Consider the following 18381-nt stretch of genomic DNA (forward strand, 5'->3'; position numbering starts at 1 on the left):
CATCTGCTTTGATATCCTTATAGATTACCTGTCGACGATATTTTGGTGCAAAAACCAGATGATACTTGCATTCCCATTTAGTATGGGCTAAACTATTGTTGTCCATTTTGGACCTCCTATGCTTTTATATTTGTGGTTTGCAGACCTACTTTTATTCTAGCATAGGAGTACTTTAATCTAAAGAACTGCCCTCCCCCTGCATAGCAGGGGGTTTATTTTTACTGTGACACAATACAAGCAGAAGGCCCGAAGAATCTGCGGACTCTTCGGGCGTTCTGCTTTTGTACATAGGAATTACTGCTTCTTGTACCCACACTTCGGGCATACACCTTTTTCGTTCAGGGCAATGCCGCACAGGGGGCAGCGATCCTTCGTGCCTTCCGGCTTGTATTCCTGGGATGCAGCATTCACGCCGCTGGTGAAAGTCAGCTTGGCGATATTCAGCTTGTCCTTCAGGAGTTCATAGACGATCTTAATCATGCCCTCGACGGTCATGGTCTCTTTCGTTACGACCAGGCGGCAATCAGGATATGCGGTGGCAAGTTCGGTCTTGAATGCGGGGCCTTTCATCTTGTTGGTCGGAGCGCCATCCTTGATTCCCTGCTCTTCATAGACCTTCAGAATTGCAGGCAGCAGCGGATCGTCTTCCCGCAGAATCAGAGCATGATCGAAATTCTTCAGAACCTCCCATGCTGTCTTCTGAATTTCGTTGCAGGGGAAGACCATATTCACGCCCGGTTCAACAGTGTCCTCAACTTCGATGGTCAGAACGCCGGTATGTCCATGCAGATACTGGGCCTCTCCTTTGAAACCATAAAATCGGTGTGCGTACTGCAGGTCTAACTTAGTAATGCTTCGCATGATAATCCTCCTAAAAATTTGATTTATGAAAAAGCTCGTTTTCGCGCCTTTTCCGAGGTGAATTTATTCCTGAACGGAATCCTGCTGTTTCTTGCATTCCGGACAGACACCATGAAAGATGATGTCATAACCGGTGAAGTCAAATCCATGGGTATCCTTGATCCCATTCTCAAGGCCAGTGACAAAATCCATGTCTACATCAAAGACGCGCCCGCAAACTTCACATTTGACATGGCAGTGGTTGCGGCTGATATGGTCGAAACGGTCGGCGCTCCCTGGAATTTGAAGCCGGCGGATTTCGCCCATTTCAGATAACAGATTCAGATTTCGATATACGGTTGCCTTGCTGATCGTCGGATGCTCCTTGATGATTTCTTCATAAACCTCATCTGCTGTGGCGTGGCAGTGCAATTGATTCACCGCCTCCAAAACTAAGGAGCGTTGGATCGTATTACGTCTTACCATAGCCTTCACCTTATTTATACAAATTTCTTAATGATATAATATATCATTAAGGATCAAAAGTCAAGGTTCTTTTCCGGAAGAATTTTCTGCTCAATCACTTCCAGTTTACCCGCCACTTCAAAGCCATTCCGAACAAAAGGGCGCACTTCTATACTCTTATGACGTAAGTATCGTGCGTCCTTCGACACTTTGTTTCGTCAAGGGAGCTACACTCCCTTGCGACGCTTACGCGTCTATCCCTTGTGACTTGTCAGGCAAATACAAACAAATCCTCCCTATGATCGCTGTGTGATCATAGGGAGGATTTGTTGTTTTATGAGCACCCGTCATTCCCGCAGGGGTGTCGTACAATCAATTATGTAAACAGATGTTTTTCAAAAGGATTCTTATTTGTAGAACTTAACCTTGTCTGCATCGTCAAACAGGTTGATCTTATGACGGATCACCTCGTTCATAGCCTCGATGCACTTAGGATAAATGAACATGGGCTCACGGATTGCCTGATCCTGAAGAACCTTGCGGCACTCCTGATAGAAAGCATCCTTGATATCGCTGGAGATGTTGATCTTGTTTACACCCAGCTTAACGGATTTTGCGATCTCGTCATCGGGATTTCCGGAACCACCGTGAAGAACAAGCGGAATGCTGACGGCAGCCTTGATCTCCTGCAGCCTGTCAAGAGCCAGTTCCGGCTTCTTGTCCTTCGGATACAGACCATGAGCAGTACCGATGGCAATAGCCAGGCAGTCAATGTCAGTTTCCTTGATGAATTTCACAGCATCATCAACCTCAGTGTAGATGATCTCCTTGGAACCAGCCTCACCGTAATCATCAGCAGTACCGATGGTACCAAGCTCTGCCTCTACGGATACGTTAACCGGATGAGCAACCTCTACAACCTTCTTGGTGATGGCGATGTTATCTTCCAGAGAAAGATGAGCACCATCGATCATAACGGAAGTGAAACCGTCCTGGATTGCACGAAGAACCTGCTCAAACTTTGAGCCGTGATCCAGATGTACACATACGGGAACAGTTGCCTTATGAGCCTCCTCGATAACAGCCTTTACAAAGCTGTCCTCAACGAACTCCAGCTCATCGGGATGGATAGCGATGATAACCGGTGCCTGCATTTCCTCACAGGTATGCATAACACCCTTTAAGATCATGTTGCTGCTTACATTGAATGCGGGAACAGCAAAGTTGTGCTCATTAGCTACTGCCAATAAGTCTTTCATGTTCATTAACATAACTTACTTCCTCCTGAATTGCTTTTCTGTTAATTTTTTATAAATACCCTTACGTGTTCATAGTACATCGAATATGTCACGGTGTCAAGTATTAGTTGTATATTTTAGGAGATTTTTTACGATGAGGTTTCGTCAAATTGTGAGGGTTGTATAAATGCATGAAATAATATTTCATTTGTTAGCTTTTTTTATTTTATATTGTATATTGTCTGAAATTTATTTTACAGCACTGATGTGAGCTCCTTTTTTTGTGAATTATTTATCGTATTTTCTCCGGTAACTCCCCGCTGTCTCTTCGCATACCATATAATAACATGACCCTTTCCACCATAAAGGAGGCGCTTTCATGTCCTCTGTCATTACCCTCGATCAGCTAAAGCCAGGTGAAGAGGCAATTCTCACAGGCATCTCCGACACCGTTTCCACAGCCAGACGCTTAAAGGAGCTCGGTTTCCTGCCCGGCACCCCGCTGACCTGTGTACTCATAAAAAAAAGAGGGGAAACCTCTGCCTTCGATCTGCGGGGCACCATGATCGCACTGCGAAGAGAGGACTCTTCCCGGCTCTTCGCCCGCCGCAACGAAAGGAGGAGCTGAACAATGGCTGATCAAGTCAGCACCTCAACTCCAAAACTCTGCCGGGCTGCCCTGGCCGGAAACCCCAATGTGGGAAAAAGCACCCTGTTCAATGCCCTGACGGGTCTTCACCAGCATGTGGGAAACTGGACCGGCAAAACCGTATCCTGCGCCGTCGGACTGTGCCGTTACGAAGACACCGTTCTGGAGCTCACCGATCTTCCCGGCACCTACTCTCTTCAGAGTGATTCTCCCGAGGAGGAGGTCGCAAGGGAAGCCATCCTAAGCAGCTCCTTCCATGTGATCGTGGCGGTCTGTGATGCCACCAGTCTGGAGAGAAGCCTTGGCCTGGTTTTTCAGATCATGGCTCTGGCTCCCAGAGTGATCCTCTGTGTCAATCTCTGCGATGAAGCAAGAAAAAAAGGAATTGTCATTGATTTTCCGGAGCTTGAGAAGCTTCTGGGGATTCCTGTAATTCCTGTAAGTGCAGCCAGACAAGAGGGGCTTACCGGGCTCCTCTCCTGCATTGCCTCCTGCAAAAGCTCCTGCGGCAAAAGCCTGCAAACCTGCGAAGCCCCTCCGGAGCATTACCTGAAAAAAGCATCGGAAGTTTCCCGCCGGGTCACCGTCTATCACTGCCCGGAATATAGAAAAAGAGATCTCCGCATCGACCGGGCTGCAACAGGCCCGGTGACAGGAACTCTCCTTATGCTGATTCTGCTTTTCTTTTTATTCTGGCTTTCCATAAGCGGAGCCAATTACCCCAGCCAGCTGTTGAGCAGCGCCTCCTCCTGGCTGGAAACAAAGCTTCTTGCTCTGGCCAGCCTCGCCGGTATGCCGGACTGGCTTGAGGGGATTCTGATTTTTGGCGTTTACAAGGTTTCCGCCTGGGTGATCTCTGTGATGCTTCCGCCCATGGCCATCTTCTTTCCGCTTTTTACCCTGCTGGAGGATTTTGGTTATCTTCCCCGGGTAGCCTTCAACCTGGATCATCACTTTAAAAAATGCTCTGCCTGCGGAAAGCAGGCCCTGTGCATGTGAAAAGGGCGTACTCTGCCGGCATTCCGGTGCAGATGCAGGTGGTATAGCCCTGAGGAAATTCCCGTTCGCAAAAGCACACTCCCGCTGCCGTCCAGTATCTCTCTCCATCTGCCGATAATGAAAACGGCCGTTCCGGTATCACAGAAAACTGTCCAAAACTGTCTCCGATCCCCTCTCCGGTATATTTCACATAACTTTCCTTGGCAGCCCAGACCATAAAAAACCGTTCATACCGGTTTTTGCAGACCCAGAGGGCCTCCGAAGGATGAAAGAACCGTTCTGCCATTCTGCCGTATCTGGCGGCGGCCGTTTCCTCCTCTTCCCCACGGTTTTTCGTGTGCTCCTGCAGATCCACTCCGATGGGAGTTTCCGAAAGGGCACAGAGCCACCAGTCACCGCTGTGGCTTATGGAAAAATGCAGATCCGGCTGCGCCGGAAAATACGGCTTTCCATAGATGCCTCTGGCCATATGCCAGATATACTCCGGACTGTTCTCCCTCACAAGCCCTGACGCCTCGGCAGCCGCTCTCAGCCGTTCCTCCGGCCTTCTGCTGTCGTCTGCCGGAAACAGGAATATGCCAACTGACGGCCGGCTCATACCTCTGTAACTCCTTTTTTCTTCATATATTATCACCTGTTTCTTACTTCTTATAAATTATACTTATTTTTGCTGATAAAGGCAATAACCATCCGTATTTACGACCTTTTTTCATTTCCATATTTTTCCATTGAAGGAGGTTTTCCCATGTGTCACAATACACCCTCGGCAGGGATCTATATGAGACTCTCCAAAGACGACAAGGACCGGTCCGAAAGCTCCAGCATCACCAATCAGCGAAAGCTTCTTCTGGCCTATGCGAAAGCCCGGAAGCTTCCCGTCACAGAGGAATACGTGGACGACGGTTACAGCGGCACCAATTTCAACCGTCCCGCCTTCCGCCGCATGCTGGCGGATATCGAAAGCCGCAGGATCAATGTGATCCTGACAAAGGACCTGTCCCGGCTGGGCCGGGATTATATCATGACCGGTCAGTATACGGAAGTCTACTTTCCCTCCAGACACGTCCGTTTCATTGCCGTCAACGACGGCTTTGACTCCGCCTCCTCCGACACGGACATCGGTCCATTCAAAAATGTGGTTAACGAGATGTATGCCAGGGATACCAGCCGCAAGATCCGCTCTGCCTTTCTGGTCCGCATGCAGGAGGGAAGCTACGTCGGGAGCCTGGCTCCTTTCGGTTACCGGAAAAGTCCGGAAGACCGGCACCGGCTGATTCCCGACCCTCCGGCTGCAGCCATCGTCCGGAGAATCTTCGAAGCTGCCGGGGAAGGGAGCTCCCCTTCCCAAATCGCAGCTGCACTCAGCCGTCTGGCCCTTCCCACGCCTTCCGCATACCGCACCGGAAAAGAGAGGTCCGGTTCCTGGTCCGCCCGTACCGTCATCAAAATCCTGCGAAACCCTGTTTATCTCGGACATATGGTTCAGGGAAAATCCCGAAAGGTCTCCTTCAAATCCTCCCTTACCATAGCCAATCCTCCGGAAAGCTGGATCGTGGTGGAGCACACCCATGAGCCGCTGATCGATAAGGCTCTCTTTGAAAGAGCCGGAGAATTGCTGGATAGCCGCCGCTGCCGTTCCCTTCCCGATGGCGGCAGGCCCTCTCCATGTGTATGGGGCTCGGATGCAACGCCGTTGGAGTCACCGGCTGCCGGATTATCCATTCCCCACGGGAACGGCTCGTCGCCATTCTGACCAACACCTTTGTGCCCTGCAACGGCCGTTTCCCGACGCTTATCGCCCTGATCTCCATGTTTTTCACCGGAGCGGCCGGCGGCCTTCTGGGCGGTATTGCCGGAGCTCTGATCCTGACTCTGATCATCGCCTTTGCCATTATCATAACTTTTGCCGCCTCCCGGCTCCTGTCAGCCACTGTGTTAAAAGGTAGAACTTCCTCCTTCATACTGGAAATGCCGCCGTACCGGAAGCCCCAGATCAAAAAGGTGCTGCTCCGCTCTGTTCTGGACCGCACTCTGTTTGTACTTGGCCGCGCCGTCATGATTGCCGTTCCTGCCGGTCTGGTCATCTGGCTCATTGCCAACGTCCGGATAGAAGGAATTTCCCTGCTTTCCTACGCTTCCGATTTCCTTGATCCCTTCGGCCGGCTGATGGGACTGGACGGTGTGATCCTTTTGGCCTTTATCCTGGGCTTTCCCGCCAATGAGATCGTCCTCCCCATTATCCTTATGAGTTATCTGTCCGCCGGGACTTTAGTGGAGGCGGGAAACCTGTCCTCCCTTCACAGCCTCCTGACCTCCCACGGCTGGACCTGGGCCACGGCAGTTTCCATGATTCTGTTTTCCCTGATGCACTGGCCCTGCTCCACCACCTGCCTGACCATAAAAAAGGAGACCGGGAGCATCCGGTGGACGGCTGCCGCCGTCCTTCTGCCCACGGTCTTTGGTATTGTTGCCTGTATTGTATTTACTTCCGTCGTAAGGCTCCTTGGAGCAGCCTGATCCGACCGGATTCCTTTAAGGCTCGTCCTTCCACTGTCCAATCACCGGCCATACCTCTGAGGATTCCAGCCCCAGCTTCCAGAAGGCGGCTCCGGCAATGTTGTACTGTTCTACCTTTTCCAGTTTGAGTCTGATGGATTTCTCCTCCTCCAGCCAGATACGCCAGGTGGAACCATCCTCCTCATACTGGCCGTAATACTGTCCCAGCTGCTCCTGCCATTCCGGTGTCACGCCGTGGTCTGCGAGCAGCTGCTTTGCCTCGTCCATACCGACAGCCCTGGAGTCTCTTGCATATCTGCCCTCATAAACCGACAATCCATCATCGTAAAGCACTGCATCGGAAGATGCATGCTCCTCCGGCGTCTCCTGCCATACCCGCATGAAGAAGGGCAGTCCATTGATGATCTTCTCCGCCGGAACGTAATCTAATGTGGAGACGATTCCCTGCTCAGAAAACCCGATGGATGCATTGGTACCTGCGCAGCAGCCCTTATAATGCTCATCGTAGCCCATGATGATCACGTAATCAGCCACCTGCCCCTGTTCCCGCAGATTATACCAGCTTCTTCCCCCTGCCGGAACATAATTGTCGATGGAGAGCACCTTTCCCGCCTGGCGGCAGGCAATGGAGAGTTCCCGGATAAACTGCAGAAAATGGGGCGCGCTTTCTGACTTGATCCCCTCAAAATCCACATTGATCCCGTCCAGATCATAATCCGCTGCTGCCTGCATCAGCTGGCTGACCATATGATTTCTGGCCTCCGTTGAGGAGAGAAGAGTGAGCACATCCACATTACTGTCAAAATCATCAATGAGCGCCCAGACCTGTAGTCCTCTTTTATGTGCCTCAGCCACATAGGAGCTGTCTGCCAGTGAATTCAGGTTTCCCTGATTGTCCGCCACAGAAAACCAGGTTGGAGACAGTACATTTAAGCCCTCCGTTCCTTCCAGATACCAGGAAAGCTCTGCGTTGTCGGCAGCGAAAAACACCTGATGCCAGGCCAGACAGACCTTCTCATCAAGCCTTACAGAGGTATATTCCGGAAGAGATACCTCCGGCTTAAGCTCATATTCTGTACGGTTTTTCAGATATTTTGTCTTCAGATATCCCACAAAACCGTCGGCGGTCCGCACCCTGGTCCAGTCATCCACGCTGTCCATAATGATCAGCGTATCTCCCTTTTTTGTCTTTGTCAGGATCGGACTTTTTATCCCTGCCAGGACCCGGACGGCCGTTTTTCCCGAGGCCTCTGCCTGTTCATACATGCCGTCTCCACCATCAATAAACACTCTTGCCGGAAGGTCCTTCTCTTCGTCGGAAGAAAATTCCGTCATCCTGATTCCGGCAAAGGACGCCATAAAATCAACCGCTATATACAGAGTTCCGTTTTCCTCATAGCAGATCTCGTATCCCACATCCACAGTCTGACCACTCATGGTATAGGTGTGGGAGGACGGTGCAATGGCAAGCGTCTCATTTGCCAGCGAATAGAGAAGCAGTCCCTCATCACTGTAATACCACTTGCCGTCCGCTCCGGCAGCCAGCTCCTCCGACAGGTAAGTCCTGCCCTCTCGGACAGCCGTCAGCCCTTCCTCCTGAAGCCCGTTGCAGAAAACGACTGTGCCATCGGCGCCTTCCCCGTACAGAGCCGCATAATCCGCCCACGCGGTTCCGGGCCCCCATCTGCGGTAAGCCACAAAGGCACAGGCTGCGACTGCCGCCAACAGGCATACAAGGAGCACGATTCCTGCCGGCGATCTTTTTTTCTTGTTTCTTTTCTCAGAAGCCGAACGCTGTCTGCGGTCCGACGACGGCTTACGCACCGTTCTGTCTGATGTTCTGCGAAGCTCTGCCATATCTGTAACCTCATTATCCTCAAATTTCTCCTGCAGACGGCGGCATGTTCCCCGCACAGCGCAGGACAGACTTCTGGATACAGTATAGCATATTTTCGACAAGGGGGTAAAAATTGTGAAAAAAATCAGAGAATATTAAGAATTAAAATGTGTGAGAAAGGAAGCGTTTCCGCTCAGCTGTAATTAAGATTGATTCCTTTTGGCATCTGCGCCGATTCTATCGTATCGTATTTCTTTGAGCTTACCTGTTTCATCCCAGATGTAATCCCCCATGTAGCAGCCGTGTTCCCTCACTGCACAGGCCGAGGCAATCTCCTCCAGGGAACACTCCTCGCCGGACAGGGTGATCTCCACACCGCGTTTTTCGTAGTGCTTCATCTGCTTCAAAAGAGTATCGTAACGCACGCGTTCCTCTTTTGTAAATTTTTTCTTTTTCATAAACCTTCTCCTGTATTTGATTGTAATTTCCATGGGAAAAATCTGCCCGACCGGGCATACTGAAAAGAATGAGAGACTGCTTCTTTTTTATGATAGTATACTCTATGGATTTTTTCAAGGGATAAATCGTAAAAAAATCCCACTTTACATCTGCGCCCTTATTGTTTATACTAATTCCAACCGCAATTTTTGCTCAAGCTTAAGACGAGGAAGTGATTACTATTGAAAATAGAGAAGATCAATGACAATCAGATCCGCTGCACCTTAAACAGCAGCGATCTGACGGACCGGCATCTGAATCTGGGAGAGCTGGCCTACGGAAGTACCAAGGCCCGCAACCTGTTCCGTGAAATGATGCAGCAGGCCTTCAATGACTTCGGCTTTGAGGCCGAAGACAATCCGCTGATGGTGGAGGCGATTCCCCTTTCCGGCGACAGCATCATGCTGATCATTACCAAGGTGGAGGATCCTGAGGAGCTGGATACCCGCTTCGCCAAATTCGCACCTCCGTCCGAGGAAGACCCCCAGGAAGAAATACCGGCTCCCCTTCTGGAGGGTGCGGCCGCTCCCGCTGCCCCGGCAGCGGCATCGGAGTCAAAGGACACCGGAGCCGACAGACTTCGGATTTTCTCCTTCCGTTCCCTGGATGCCGTCACTCAGGCTTCCCAGGTCCTGGGAGATACCTTTGACGGACACAATTCCCTGTACCGGAGCCCTTTAAGCGGAGAGTATTTTCTGGTCATCAGCCGTCAGGGCTACAGCGAAGACGACTTTGCCAGAGTCCTCAACACCCTCTCGGAATTCGGTTCCCGTGTGAAGGGTACTTACGCCAGCGAAGCCTATTATCAGGAGCACTTTGAGCTGATCATCGACGGGCTGGCACTGCAGATCCTGCAGAATATCTGAATCTGTTTTCCAGAAAAAAAGCTCAGGCTGATGTGCCTGAGCTTTTCCTGTTTTTCCTAAACGTTCTTACTGTGCCTTTGCAGCCAGATATTCATTCACTGCATTTACCAGCGCATCGGGATCAATGCCATGTACCATGGCAGCCTCTGCCAGAGACTCGCCCTGTGCGGAGGGGCAGCCGATGCAGTGCATGCCTGCTCCCATGAGAATGGGAATAATTCCCTGGTCCATACGAATTGCCTCGCCGATCAACGTATCCTTTGTCACCTGAGCCATGACGAATTCCTCCTGATTATCTTTAAAATACTTCCGGTGGGTATCACCGACTGTAATGAAAATTATAAACTATTTTCTGTGACATTGCAACCCCGTCATTCTCTCCGATTGCATTGAATTTTGGACTTGAAATTCTATCTTCCATGTATTACAATACACACAAGCAGTAATTTTTACTTTTATATCACAGAAGGAGGATTTCATTATGGCACACGTAATTTCTGATGAATGTGTAGCTTGCGGTACCTGCGCTGATGAGTGCCCCGTTTCCGCAATCACTGAAGGCGACGGCAAGTACGAGATCAACGCTGATGAGTGCGTAGATTGTGGTTCCTGTGAAGCTGTATGCCCCACAGGCGCTATTTCTGCTGAATAATCAGACAGCACTGACCGAGTACATAGAAGCAGCCGACCTCAGTCGGCTGTTTCTTTTTTGTATACATTCTCTGTTCCTGTATCATACTAGCATCAATATTTACAAAAGGAGGCAGCAACATGAAAATCCTGTTTTATGACACAAAAGTTTATGACAAGGAAACCTTCAACCTTGCCCTTCCCGATTTTCCCGAAATCACTGTTGATTACCTGAAAACCGACATTTCTCCCAAAACCGCTGCACTTGCAAAGGGCTATGATGCCATCTGCGCTTTCGTAAGCTCCGATCTTGGAAAAGAGACCCTTGATGTGCTTCATGACTGCAGCGTCCGGCTTCTGCTCATGCGGTGTGCCGGCTTCAACAACATTGATCTGGAAACCGCCAAAAAGTACGGTATGACCATTCTCCGCGTTCCCGGCTATTCCCCGGAGGCAGTTGCCGAGCATGCCATGGCTCTCGCCCTGGCTGTCAACCGTCATCTCCACAAAGCCTACATCAAAGTGAGGGAAAACAATTTCAGTCTCGCCGGCCTCATGGGGTACAATTTTCATCAAAAAACAGCCGGCATCATCGGTACCGGAAAGATCGGTGCTGCCATGGCCAGGATCTGCCACGGCTTTGGCATGAAGGTTCTGGCTTACGATGTATACAAAAATCCTGCTCTGGACTTTGTGACCTATGTGGAGCTTGATGAGCTTCTGGCATCCAGTGATCTGATCTCCCTTCACTGCCCGCTCATGGACAGCACCTACCATCTGATCAACAAGGATACCATTGCGAAAATGAAGGACGGCGTCATTCTGATCAATACCTCCCGCGGAGGCCTGATCAAAACCGACGATCTGATCCTTGGGATCCGCGCCCATAAATTCTTCGGCGTGGGACTTGATGTATACGAGGAGGAGACGCCCAACGTATTTGAAGACCGCTCCGATGAGATTCTGGAGCATTCCACCACGGCAAGGCTTCTTTCCTTCCCCAATGTGATCATCACCTCCCACCAGGGCTTCTTCACCGAGGAGGCGCTGAAGGCCATTGCCTGCACCACTCTTTCCAACGCGAGGGATTTCGAGGCCGGAACGATTCCGGAGTACAATCTGGTGAAATAATGGCAAAGCCGTCCCCGTCAGTGACCTGTCACAGGAAACTGCCGTCGGACGGCTTTTCTTTACTTTTCTTTACTTTTCTTTCTTTTTTCCCCACCACATCCGGTTCTTTTTGATTCCCTTCATGGATATCCTGGTAGCAGCAGCCTCACTCTTCTGCTTCTGGACCCGCTGGCAGGCCCGGATGGTCTCATCCAGCCTGCGGTACCGCTCCTCCTCCCTGTCTTCCCGGTCCCGCATCAGATCATTCATCTCCCTGAGAACCTTTTCTGAGATCTCTCCTCCCATCTCCTGACTCAGGGCGTTTTGATTTCTGCGCAGGGCTTCCGCCAGCACATCCGTCATAATTGCCTGGAACTGCTCCATTTTTTCCGTTGAAGCCGCAAGCGTGCCGTGGTCTTTTTCAGTTCTCTGCAGAGCCGTCACTTCTCCCCGGATTTGACTGTCACCGGCCGCTTCACCAAACACGCGCTCCTGTTCCGCCTCGTTTTCCCACCGGACAGCTTCCTCCTGTTCCTTCTCACGGCCAAAAGGCTTACTCTCGCAGCTTGTCCCCTCTTCCTGCTCCTGACTCATGACCTTCTGCCCATTCTGTTCCTCTGCCGGTTCCGGAGGTGCCTCCTCCGAAGCAGCTCCGGCAGTTCCATCCAACACCTTAAACCGGTTCTTTTCCAATAAAAATCCAGCCTTATCTGCCTCCTCTTTCCTGCTCTCTTCCCGCAGGCTGGTTTTGATGGCCTTCAGCTGGTATCCAAGTTCCTTTAATTCTTTTATCCTCTGAAACAGCGCGATCTGCTTCTCCGTATAGTAACGATGTCCCAACTCGTTCCTGGGTATCTCTAACTTTAACTCTTCCTCCCAATATCGTAACACATGGGCCTCCACCTGAAGCTTTTTGGACGCCTCCGAAATCAAATAATGGGTCAACTTCAAGAAAACTCCTTTCCGTTTTCAATTGATGCAAAGCTTTCGCCCGCGATAAGCCCATTATATCAAAATTATGCCGGTTTGCAATGGCTTTAAACCGGTTTCCTGCCGGTTTTTTTCTGTTTTTTTCCTGACTTTGTCGACTTTTTCCGAATACTGTAGCCAAAAGTTCCTAGCGCCTCGGAAAGACCGCAATAGGCTCCATGGGAATAGGCCATGGGCTTTGCTTTGTCAAAACAGAAGCGGCCCTTTTCATCCAGAAAGGCGCCGTCCACCTGAATGGCCTCCACCTTTGACAGAAACATATGATGGGACCCCAGCTCTTTCACCTCCACCACCCGGCATTCCACATTGACCGGGCTTTCCATAACAATGGGAGCCTCCACGGAGACTGCCGTCCCCGGAGTAAGGCCCGTCTCCTTCCACTTATCCACATTTCTGCCGCTTTTTACACCACAGAAATCCACCGCCCGAACCATGGACTGGGTGGTCAGATTAATGACAAATACCCCGGTCTCCCGGAGCATGTGATAGGAGTAGCGCTCCGGCCGTACAGAAACATAGGCCATGGGAGGGTTTGTACAGACAGTCCCTGTCCACGCCGCCGTAAACAGATTCTGATTCCCCTCTTTGTCCTGGCAGCTCACTAAAACTGCCGGAACCGGATAAATAAAATTTCCAGGTTTCCATATTTCCTTTGCCATTGCGCTCTCCGCTTTTCTTCTATTTTTCCATATTGACAAACTTTGTATAGTCCGGCAGCCAGACCAGATTCACCGTCCCCGTGGGGCCGTTCCTCTGCTTGGCAATGATGATCTCCGCAATATTGGGATTTTCTGTATCCTTGTGATAATAATCATCCCGGTATATGAACATGACCACATCGGCATCCTGCTCAATGGCTCCCGATTCACGAAGGTCTGAAAGCATGGGCCGTTTGTCATTCCGGCTTTCCACCGCACGGGACAGCTGAGACAGGGCAATCACCGGAGCCCCCACCTCTCTGGCCAGTGCCTTTAAAGAACGGGAAATATCCGAAATCTCCTGCTGCCGGTTATCAGAGGCCCGTTTGCCACCCGACATGAGCTGCAGATAGTCGATGATGATCAGATCAAGGCCAAATTCCAGCTTGAATTTTCTGCACTTGGATCGAAGCTCCGAAACCGTAATACCGGGAGTATCGTCGATGATCAGCTTGGAATTGCCGATGATCCCAACACTTTCCACCAGCTTGTCCCAGTCGGAATCCGACAGGTTTCCTGTCCGCAGTGCCTGGGAATCCACCCTGGACTCCATTGCAAAAAGACGGTTCATCAGCTGCTCCTTGGACATTTCCAGACTGAAAATAGCCGTCGTGTAATTCTTTCTAAGCGCCACATACTGAGCGATATTTAAAACGAAGGCTGTCTTTCCCATGGAAGGACGTGCCGCCACCAGGATCAGATCCGACGGCTGCAGACCGGAGAGCCGGTAATCCAGATCCGTAAAGCCGGTGGGAATTCCCGTGATCGCACTCTTGTTGCGGGAAGCTTTCTCAATTTTTTCCAGCGTGTTTAACGCAATCTGACGGATCGGCGTAAAATCTCCGCCGCTTCTGTCCTTTAAAAGATCAAAAATCTTCTTTTCCGTCTCTTCAAGAATGGTGTCTAACTGCTCTTTACCGCCATAACATTCATCGGCAATCTCCTCATTGACCTTAATGAGCCGTCTGAGCACCGCCTTCTCATACACAATCCTCGCATACTGTCTGGCATTGGCCGACGTCGGTACTGCCGTGATCAGATCCCGCACAAATTCCAGACTGCTGATCTCCGGCGGCACATCCTTCTCCCGAAGACGGTCCTGAAGAGTCACCAGATCCACCGGCTTGCCTTCCGTATACAGCTCCACCATGGCCTCAAACATCACGCCATAGCGCCTGTCATAGAAGTCATCGCTGTGAATAATTTCCGTGGCCGTGATGATTGCATCCCGGTCCATGAGCATGGAGCCTATCACTGACTGCTCCGCCTCAATGCTATGGGGCAGTATACGCTTGATTACCGCCTCATCCATGGCTTTCTATGCCTCCGTCACATGAACACGAAGCTTCGCTGTCACTTCCCGGTGAAGCTTCACCAGCACCTCATGGGTTCCCAGGGTCTTGATGGGTTCCTGGATCTGCAGCTTCTTTTTATCCAGCTCCATGCCGTACTGCTCCTTTGCCGCTGCCGCGATCTCCTTGGAGGATACGGAGCCGAATACCTTGCCGCCTTCTCCAGATTTTACCTTGAGCTCCACCGTGCTCTCAGCGATCACAGCGGCAAACTCTTTTGCTGCCTGAAGCTGCTCAGCCGCCACCTTGTCAGCGTGAGCCTGCTGAAGCTTCAGATCATTGAGATTTTTGGCGTTTGCCTCCACTCCCAGCTTCTTGGGCAGGATATAATTCCTTGCATATCCGTCGTTTACCTTTACGATCTGTCCTTTTTTACCCAGGGACTTAACATCCTCCAATAATACAACTTCCATATTACAACTCTCCTTCATCCAGCATTTTTTTGATAGTCGCCTTTACCCGCTCCACGCCCTGTTCAATGGTACAGCCCTTGAGCTGTGCACCGGCAACACTCATATGTCCGCCGCCTCCCAGCTTTTCCATGATCAGCTGCACATTTACCTCGTCAATGGAACGGGCACTGATGTATATTTTATTCTGATACTCTGTGAGAACGATCGATGCTTTGATTCCCACAATGTTAAGAAGCTCATTTGCTGCCTGCGCCCCGATAATGGTAGGGCTTTCCACGCCATCAGCCGGGCAGATGCTGATGGCAAAGGCATCCTCGAAGACCTCCGCATGGCGAACCGCCTCCGCCTTTGCCTTATAATCGGACATGCTGTCGCGGAAGATCTTCCGCACTCTCGTCACATCCGCACCGTTCCTGCGAAGGAAGGCCGCTGCCTCAAAGGTGCGGACACCTGTCTTGTTCATGAAATTGTTGGTATCAATGACGATACCGGCGTACATGGCATCTGCCTCCGCCTGACGGATACGGATATTGTCCCCCATATACTGAAGGATCTCCGCCACCATCTCACAGGTGGAAGACGCATAGGGCTCCACATAGGAAAGCACCGCATTGGTGATGCTCTCTCTCGTCTGACGGTGATGATCAAGCACCACAATGGTGGGAATCATCTCCAGCAGAGGAGAACACTCCGTAAAGTTGGGTCTGTTCACATCAACCACAACAAGAAGAGAATTGCTGTCCGCCATCTCAACAGCCCGGTCGCCGCGGATGAACATATCCTCGGGATAGTCCGGATTGTTCATAAACCGCTCCAGAATCGGCCGGACAGAGGTGGTGATATCATCCAGAACAATATGGGCATTTTTATTCAGAGCGCTGCAGGCCCGGTATATACCGATACCTGCTCCCAGGGAATCCATATCTCCGATCTTGTGTCCCATAATGAACACCTGCTCCCTGGTCTCCACCAGTTCTCTGAGCGCATGGGCCTTCACACGGGCCTTGACCCGGGTGTTCTTTTCCTGAGACTGGGACTTGCCGCCGTAATAGCTGATGGTCTCGCCATCCTTGACCACCGCCTGATCGCCGCCGCGGCCGAGGGCCATGTCAATGGCAGTTCTGGCATACTCATAATTCTGGATATAGCTTCCTCCTCCCATACCCAGGCCGATGGAAAGCGTCACTGCCATGTCATTGCCGATATTGACCGTCTTCACATCCTCCAGGAGGGAAAATCTGGCGGCCGTCAGAGTCTCCATATACTGGTTTTTGATCACAATGAAATATTTATCCTTTTCGATCTTCTTTACAATACCGCCGATGCTGGTAATATACTTATTGATCTTCCGGTCGATCAGGGCGCTCAAAAGAGAACGGCGTACCTCCTCAATACTCTCCAGCGCCTCCTCATAATTGTCCAGATAGATGAGTCCTGCCACCAGCTTCTGATTCTCAATCTCTCTCTGAAACTCGATCTTCTCCGTTTCATCAAAGAGATATGCGGCAATGAGCCCCACCTGGAAGCCGTTTTCCTCCTCGGAGACCTCGTCGCCGGACATATATATGTTTTTCAGATGGAGCCGGTAATACCGGTTTTCATAGGAAACATCAAAGGCCACTTCCTCGTCAAAGGGGGTAAAGGGCCTCTCCCCCACCTCCGGGAACAGATCGGTGATCTTCTTCCTCAGGCTCTTATCCCTCCGCACAACAGCCGCAAAAGCATTGTTGACCCAGAGGATCTTTCCCTGCTCGTCCAGGAGCGCATAGGGAACGTCCAGATCAGACAGAAGCTGCTTCTGTATCTGCGCGTGATTGACCGCGAACAAAAGAAGCTCTCTCATGACCATGGGGCGCTTTGCAAAATAAAACCACAGGGCGATCACCAGATAGATCACTGCCGGTATCGTGCAGATGAGTCCTGCTCTCACATCAAAAATATACGCCACCGCAGTAATGGCGATGACCAGAATCCCCATATATAACGGCCAGCCCAGGAATCCCTGCAGCCACCCTTTCAGCTTCATATCATTTTTCATAGGCTTCTCCTTAAATGGCAGAAAGGCCATCTTGGCTCTATTATACCATTAATAGAGCTTCTTTACAAGAATTTCACTCTCTGAACCGACGGATTTTCCATTGACCTGCTGCCTCCCCGGCATTATAATAGAAACAATGAATAACAGAAAGTCTTTTATAGAAGGCAAGGAGGGTTTTTCTACTATGGTGAACAGAAGCTATTACGGACACGATACTCAGTTTTACGGAGTGGAGGAGCACCGACTGGTGGGTGGTAAGGGTGACGGCATGCGGCTTTTTCAGGTCCGCAACGGAAGCGGCCTGGAATTTACAGTTTCCGCTGACCGTGCCGCCGACATTTCCCGTATTTCCTTCAAGGGTGTGAATATGAACTATATGGGTTCCGCAGGCTATGTGGCTCCCGCTTACTATGACGAGCCGGGCTTTGGGTTTTTGAAGTCCTTCAACTGCGGCTTCCTCACCACCTGCGGCCTTCAGTCCATCGGTACTCCCAGCGTGGACGGCGACGTGCCCTGCCCTTTGCACGGCACCATTTCCAATACGCCTGCCGATCGGATCTATTACACCGAGGAGGATGGAAAAATTGAGCTTCATGCGAAAATAACCGATGCTGAGATCTTCAAGCAGAAGCTTATCTTAAACAGAACGATCTCCTGCGAATACGGCAGCAATAAGCTTACCATCTCCGATACTGTCAAAAATGAAGGTTCCGCAGATGAGCCCTTCATGCTGCTCTATCATATGAATATGGGGTATCCTCTCCTCAGCGAAAAGGCAAGAGTCGCCGTTTCCTCCAAGCATGTGATTCCCCGTGACGAACACGCCGCCAGGGATCTGGACACCTGGGATAAGATGCTGGCTCCCATTCCCAATTTCCAGGAGCAGTGCTATTACCATGAATTTGAAGATCACAAGCCCTGCGCCAAGATCTTCAATCCCGACGCCGGCGTCGGACTGGCCATCCGCTGGGACGAAAAGCAGATCCCTTACATGACCGAATGGAAAATGATGGGCGAGCGCGATTATGTTCTCGGTCTGGAGCCCTGCATCAGCAAGCTGGAGGGCCGCGCAGAGCTTCGCAAAAACGGTACTCTGCAGTTCATCAAACCCGGTGAGGTCCGCCACTTCGAGCTGGAAGTAGAGCTCTTCGACAACGAGGCTGACTGGGAAGCGGCAGAATAACATTCCTGCTCCCATATGCAGAAAGCAGAAAGAAAGTCTCTGTTCCACAGGAGAATAA

Annotated in this window: 19 protein-coding genes and 2 pseudogenes; 8 read left to right on the top strand and 13 right to left on the bottom strand. The window is 50.8% G+C overall.

The genetic code is table 11. From position 1 onward, the window contains the following. The 4 genes from QJ036_RS03000 to QJ036_RS03015 all read right to left on the bottom strand — a co-directional run. Positions 1-106: transposase (locus tag QJ036_RS03000; RefSeq protein ID WP_283230140.1), on the bottom strand; the 106-nt coding region annotated here is incomplete at its 3' end. A 188-nt stretch (positions 107-294) separates the two neighbouring features. Then, positions 295-861, bottom strand: a complete 567-nt coding sequence (locus QJ036_RS03005) for a 6-pyruvoyl trahydropterin synthase family protein (protein ID WP_283229959.1) — start codon at positions 859-861, stop codon at positions 295-297. A 63-nt stretch (positions 862-924) separates the two neighbouring features. Further along, positions 925-1326: a Fur family transcriptional regulator gene (locus tag QJ036_RS03010; RefSeq protein WP_283229960.1), complete on the bottom strand. Its 402-nt coding sequence runs from the start codon at positions 1324-1326 to the stop codon at positions 925-927. A 386-nt stretch (positions 1327-1712) separates the two neighbouring features. Then, positions 1713-2576, bottom strand: a complete 864-nt coding sequence (locus QJ036_RS03015; RefSeq protein ID WP_283229961.1) for a ketose-bisphosphate aldolase — start codon at positions 2574-2576, stop codon at positions 1713-1715. A gap of 346 nt (positions 2577-2922) precedes the next feature. Between QJ036_RS03015 and QJ036_RS03020 the strand changes: the two genes are divergently transcribed. Both QJ036_RS03020 and QJ036_RS03025 read left to right on the top strand, forming a co-directional pair. After that, positions 2923-3171, top strand: a complete 249-nt coding sequence (locus QJ036_RS03020) for a FeoA family protein (RefSeq protein WP_283229962.1) — start codon at positions 2923-2925, stop codon at positions 3169-3171. A gap of 3 nt (positions 3172-3174) precedes the next feature. Further along, on the top strand, positions 3175-4191 hold the full coding sequence (locus QJ036_RS03025) for a FeoB small GTPase domain-containing protein (protein ID WP_283229963.1): 1017 nt from the start codon (positions 3175-3177) through the stop codon (positions 4189-4191). Here the strand turns inward: QJ036_RS03025 and QJ036_RS03030 are convergent. Beyond that, positions 4148-4789, bottom strand: a complete 642-nt coding sequence (locus QJ036_RS03030; RefSeq protein WP_283229964.1) for a 4'-phosphopantetheinyl transferase family protein — start codon at positions 4787-4789, stop codon at positions 4148-4150. The two genes, QJ036_RS03025 and QJ036_RS03030, sit on opposite strands and share 44 nt — an antisense overlap. A gap of 147 nt (positions 4790-4936) precedes the next feature. Here QJ036_RS03030 and QJ036_RS03035 point away from each other — a divergent pair, with 147 nt between their 5' ends. Continuing rightward, on the top strand, positions 4937-5944 hold the full coding sequence (locus tag QJ036_RS03035; RefSeq protein WP_283229965.1) for a recombinase family protein: 1008 nt from the start codon (positions 4937-4939) through the stop codon (positions 5942-5944). Then, a pseudogene (locus tag QJ036_RS03040) lies at positions 5842-6708 on the top strand (nucleoside recognition domain-containing protein); the annotation flags it as partial. The gene QJ036_RS03035 and the pseudogene QJ036_RS03040, both read left to right, overlap by 103 nt. 15 nt (positions 6709-6723) lie before the next feature. Here QJ036_RS03040 and QJ036_RS03045 read toward each other — a convergent pair. Together QJ036_RS03045 and QJ036_RS03050 are read right to left on the bottom strand one after the other, a co-directional pair. Beyond that, positions 6724-8565, bottom strand: a complete 1842-nt coding sequence (locus QJ036_RS03045; RefSeq protein WP_283229966.1) for a glycosyl hydrolase family 18 protein — start codon at positions 8563-8565, stop codon at positions 6724-6726. A gap of 183 nt (positions 8566-8748) precedes the next feature. After that, complete coding sequence (locus QJ036_RS03050; RefSeq protein ID WP_283229967.1) at positions 8749-9003, bottom strand: hypothetical protein; 255 nt, start codon at positions 9001-9003, stop codon at positions 8749-8751. 222 nt (positions 9004-9225) lie between these two features. On the opposite strand from QJ036_RS03050, the gene QJ036_RS03055 reads away from it, so the two are divergent. Further along, positions 9226-9909, top strand: a complete 684-nt coding sequence (locus QJ036_RS03055) for an adaptor protein MecA (RefSeq protein ID WP_283229968.1) — start codon at positions 9226-9228, stop codon at positions 9907-9909. A gap of 66 nt (positions 9910-9975) precedes the next feature. Here the strand turns inward: QJ036_RS03055 and QJ036_RS03060 are convergent, their stop codons facing one another. Continuing rightward, entirely contained in the window at positions 9976-10185 is a 210-nt protein-coding gene (locus QJ036_RS03060; RefSeq protein WP_283229969.1) for a DUF1858 domain-containing protein, read from the bottom strand. Positions 10186-10390: 205 nt separating this feature from the next. Between QJ036_RS03060 and QJ036_RS03065 the strand changes: the two genes are divergently transcribed. Together QJ036_RS03065 and QJ036_RS03070 are read left to right on the top strand one after the other, a co-directional pair. Beyond that, positions 10391-10561 carry a DUF362 domain-containing protein gene (locus tag QJ036_RS03065; protein WP_283229970.1) on the top strand — a complete coding sequence of 57 codons (171 nt, stop codon included), beginning with the start codon at positions 10391-10393 and terminating at the stop codon, positions 10559-10561. Between the two features lie 119 nt (positions 10562-10680). Beyond that, positions 10681-11670, top strand: a complete 990-nt coding sequence (locus tag QJ036_RS03070; protein WP_283229971.1) for a 2-hydroxyacid dehydrogenase — start codon at positions 10681-10683, stop codon at positions 11668-11670. Positions 11671-12386: 716 nt separating this feature from the next. Here QJ036_RS03070 and QJ036_RS14310 read toward each other — a convergent pair. The 5 genes and pseudogenes from QJ036_RS14310 to QJ036_RS03095 form a co-directional block, all read right to left on the bottom strand. Beyond that, positions 12387-12600, bottom strand: a pseudogene (locus QJ036_RS14310) (helix-turn-helix domain-containing protein); the annotation flags it as partial. 86 nt (positions 12601-12686) lie between these two features. After that, a complete protein-coding gene (locus QJ036_RS03080; protein WP_283229974.1) occupies positions 12687-13298 on the bottom strand; it encodes a flavin reductase family protein in 612 nt (203 codons plus the stop codon). Between the two features lie 19 nt (positions 13299-13317). Next, positions 13318-14649 carry a replicative DNA helicase gene (gene dnaB / locus QJ036_RS03085; RefSeq protein ID WP_283229975.1) on the bottom strand — a complete coding sequence of 444 codons (1332 nt, stop codon included), beginning with the start codon at positions 14647-14649 and terminating at the stop codon, positions 13318-13320. Between the two features lie 6 nt (positions 14650-14655). Then, complete coding sequence (rplI, locus tag QJ036_RS03090) at positions 14656-15102, bottom strand: 50S ribosomal protein L9 (protein ID WP_283229976.1); 447 nt, start codon at positions 15100-15102, stop codon at positions 14656-14658. Position 15103: 1 nt separating this feature from the next. Further along, complete coding sequence (locus QJ036_RS03095) at positions 15104-17140, bottom strand: DHH family phosphoesterase (protein WP_283229977.1); 2037 nt, start codon at positions 17138-17140, stop codon at positions 15104-15106. Between the two features lie 184 nt (positions 17141-17324). On the opposite strand from QJ036_RS03095, the gene QJ036_RS03100 reads away from it, so the two are divergent. After that, positions 17325-18323 carry an aldose 1-epimerase family protein gene (locus QJ036_RS03100; protein WP_283229978.1) on the top strand — a complete coding sequence of 333 codons (999 nt, stop codon included), beginning with the start codon at positions 17325-17327 and terminating at the stop codon, positions 18321-18323. Positions 18324-18381: the final 58 nt, after the last annotated feature.

The sequence above is a fragment of the Fusibacillus kribbianus genome (assembly GCF_030053595.1).
In the GTDB taxonomy this organism is placed as follows: Bacteria; Bacillota; Clostridia; order Lachnospirales; family Lachnospiraceae; genus Lientehia; species Lientehia kribbiana.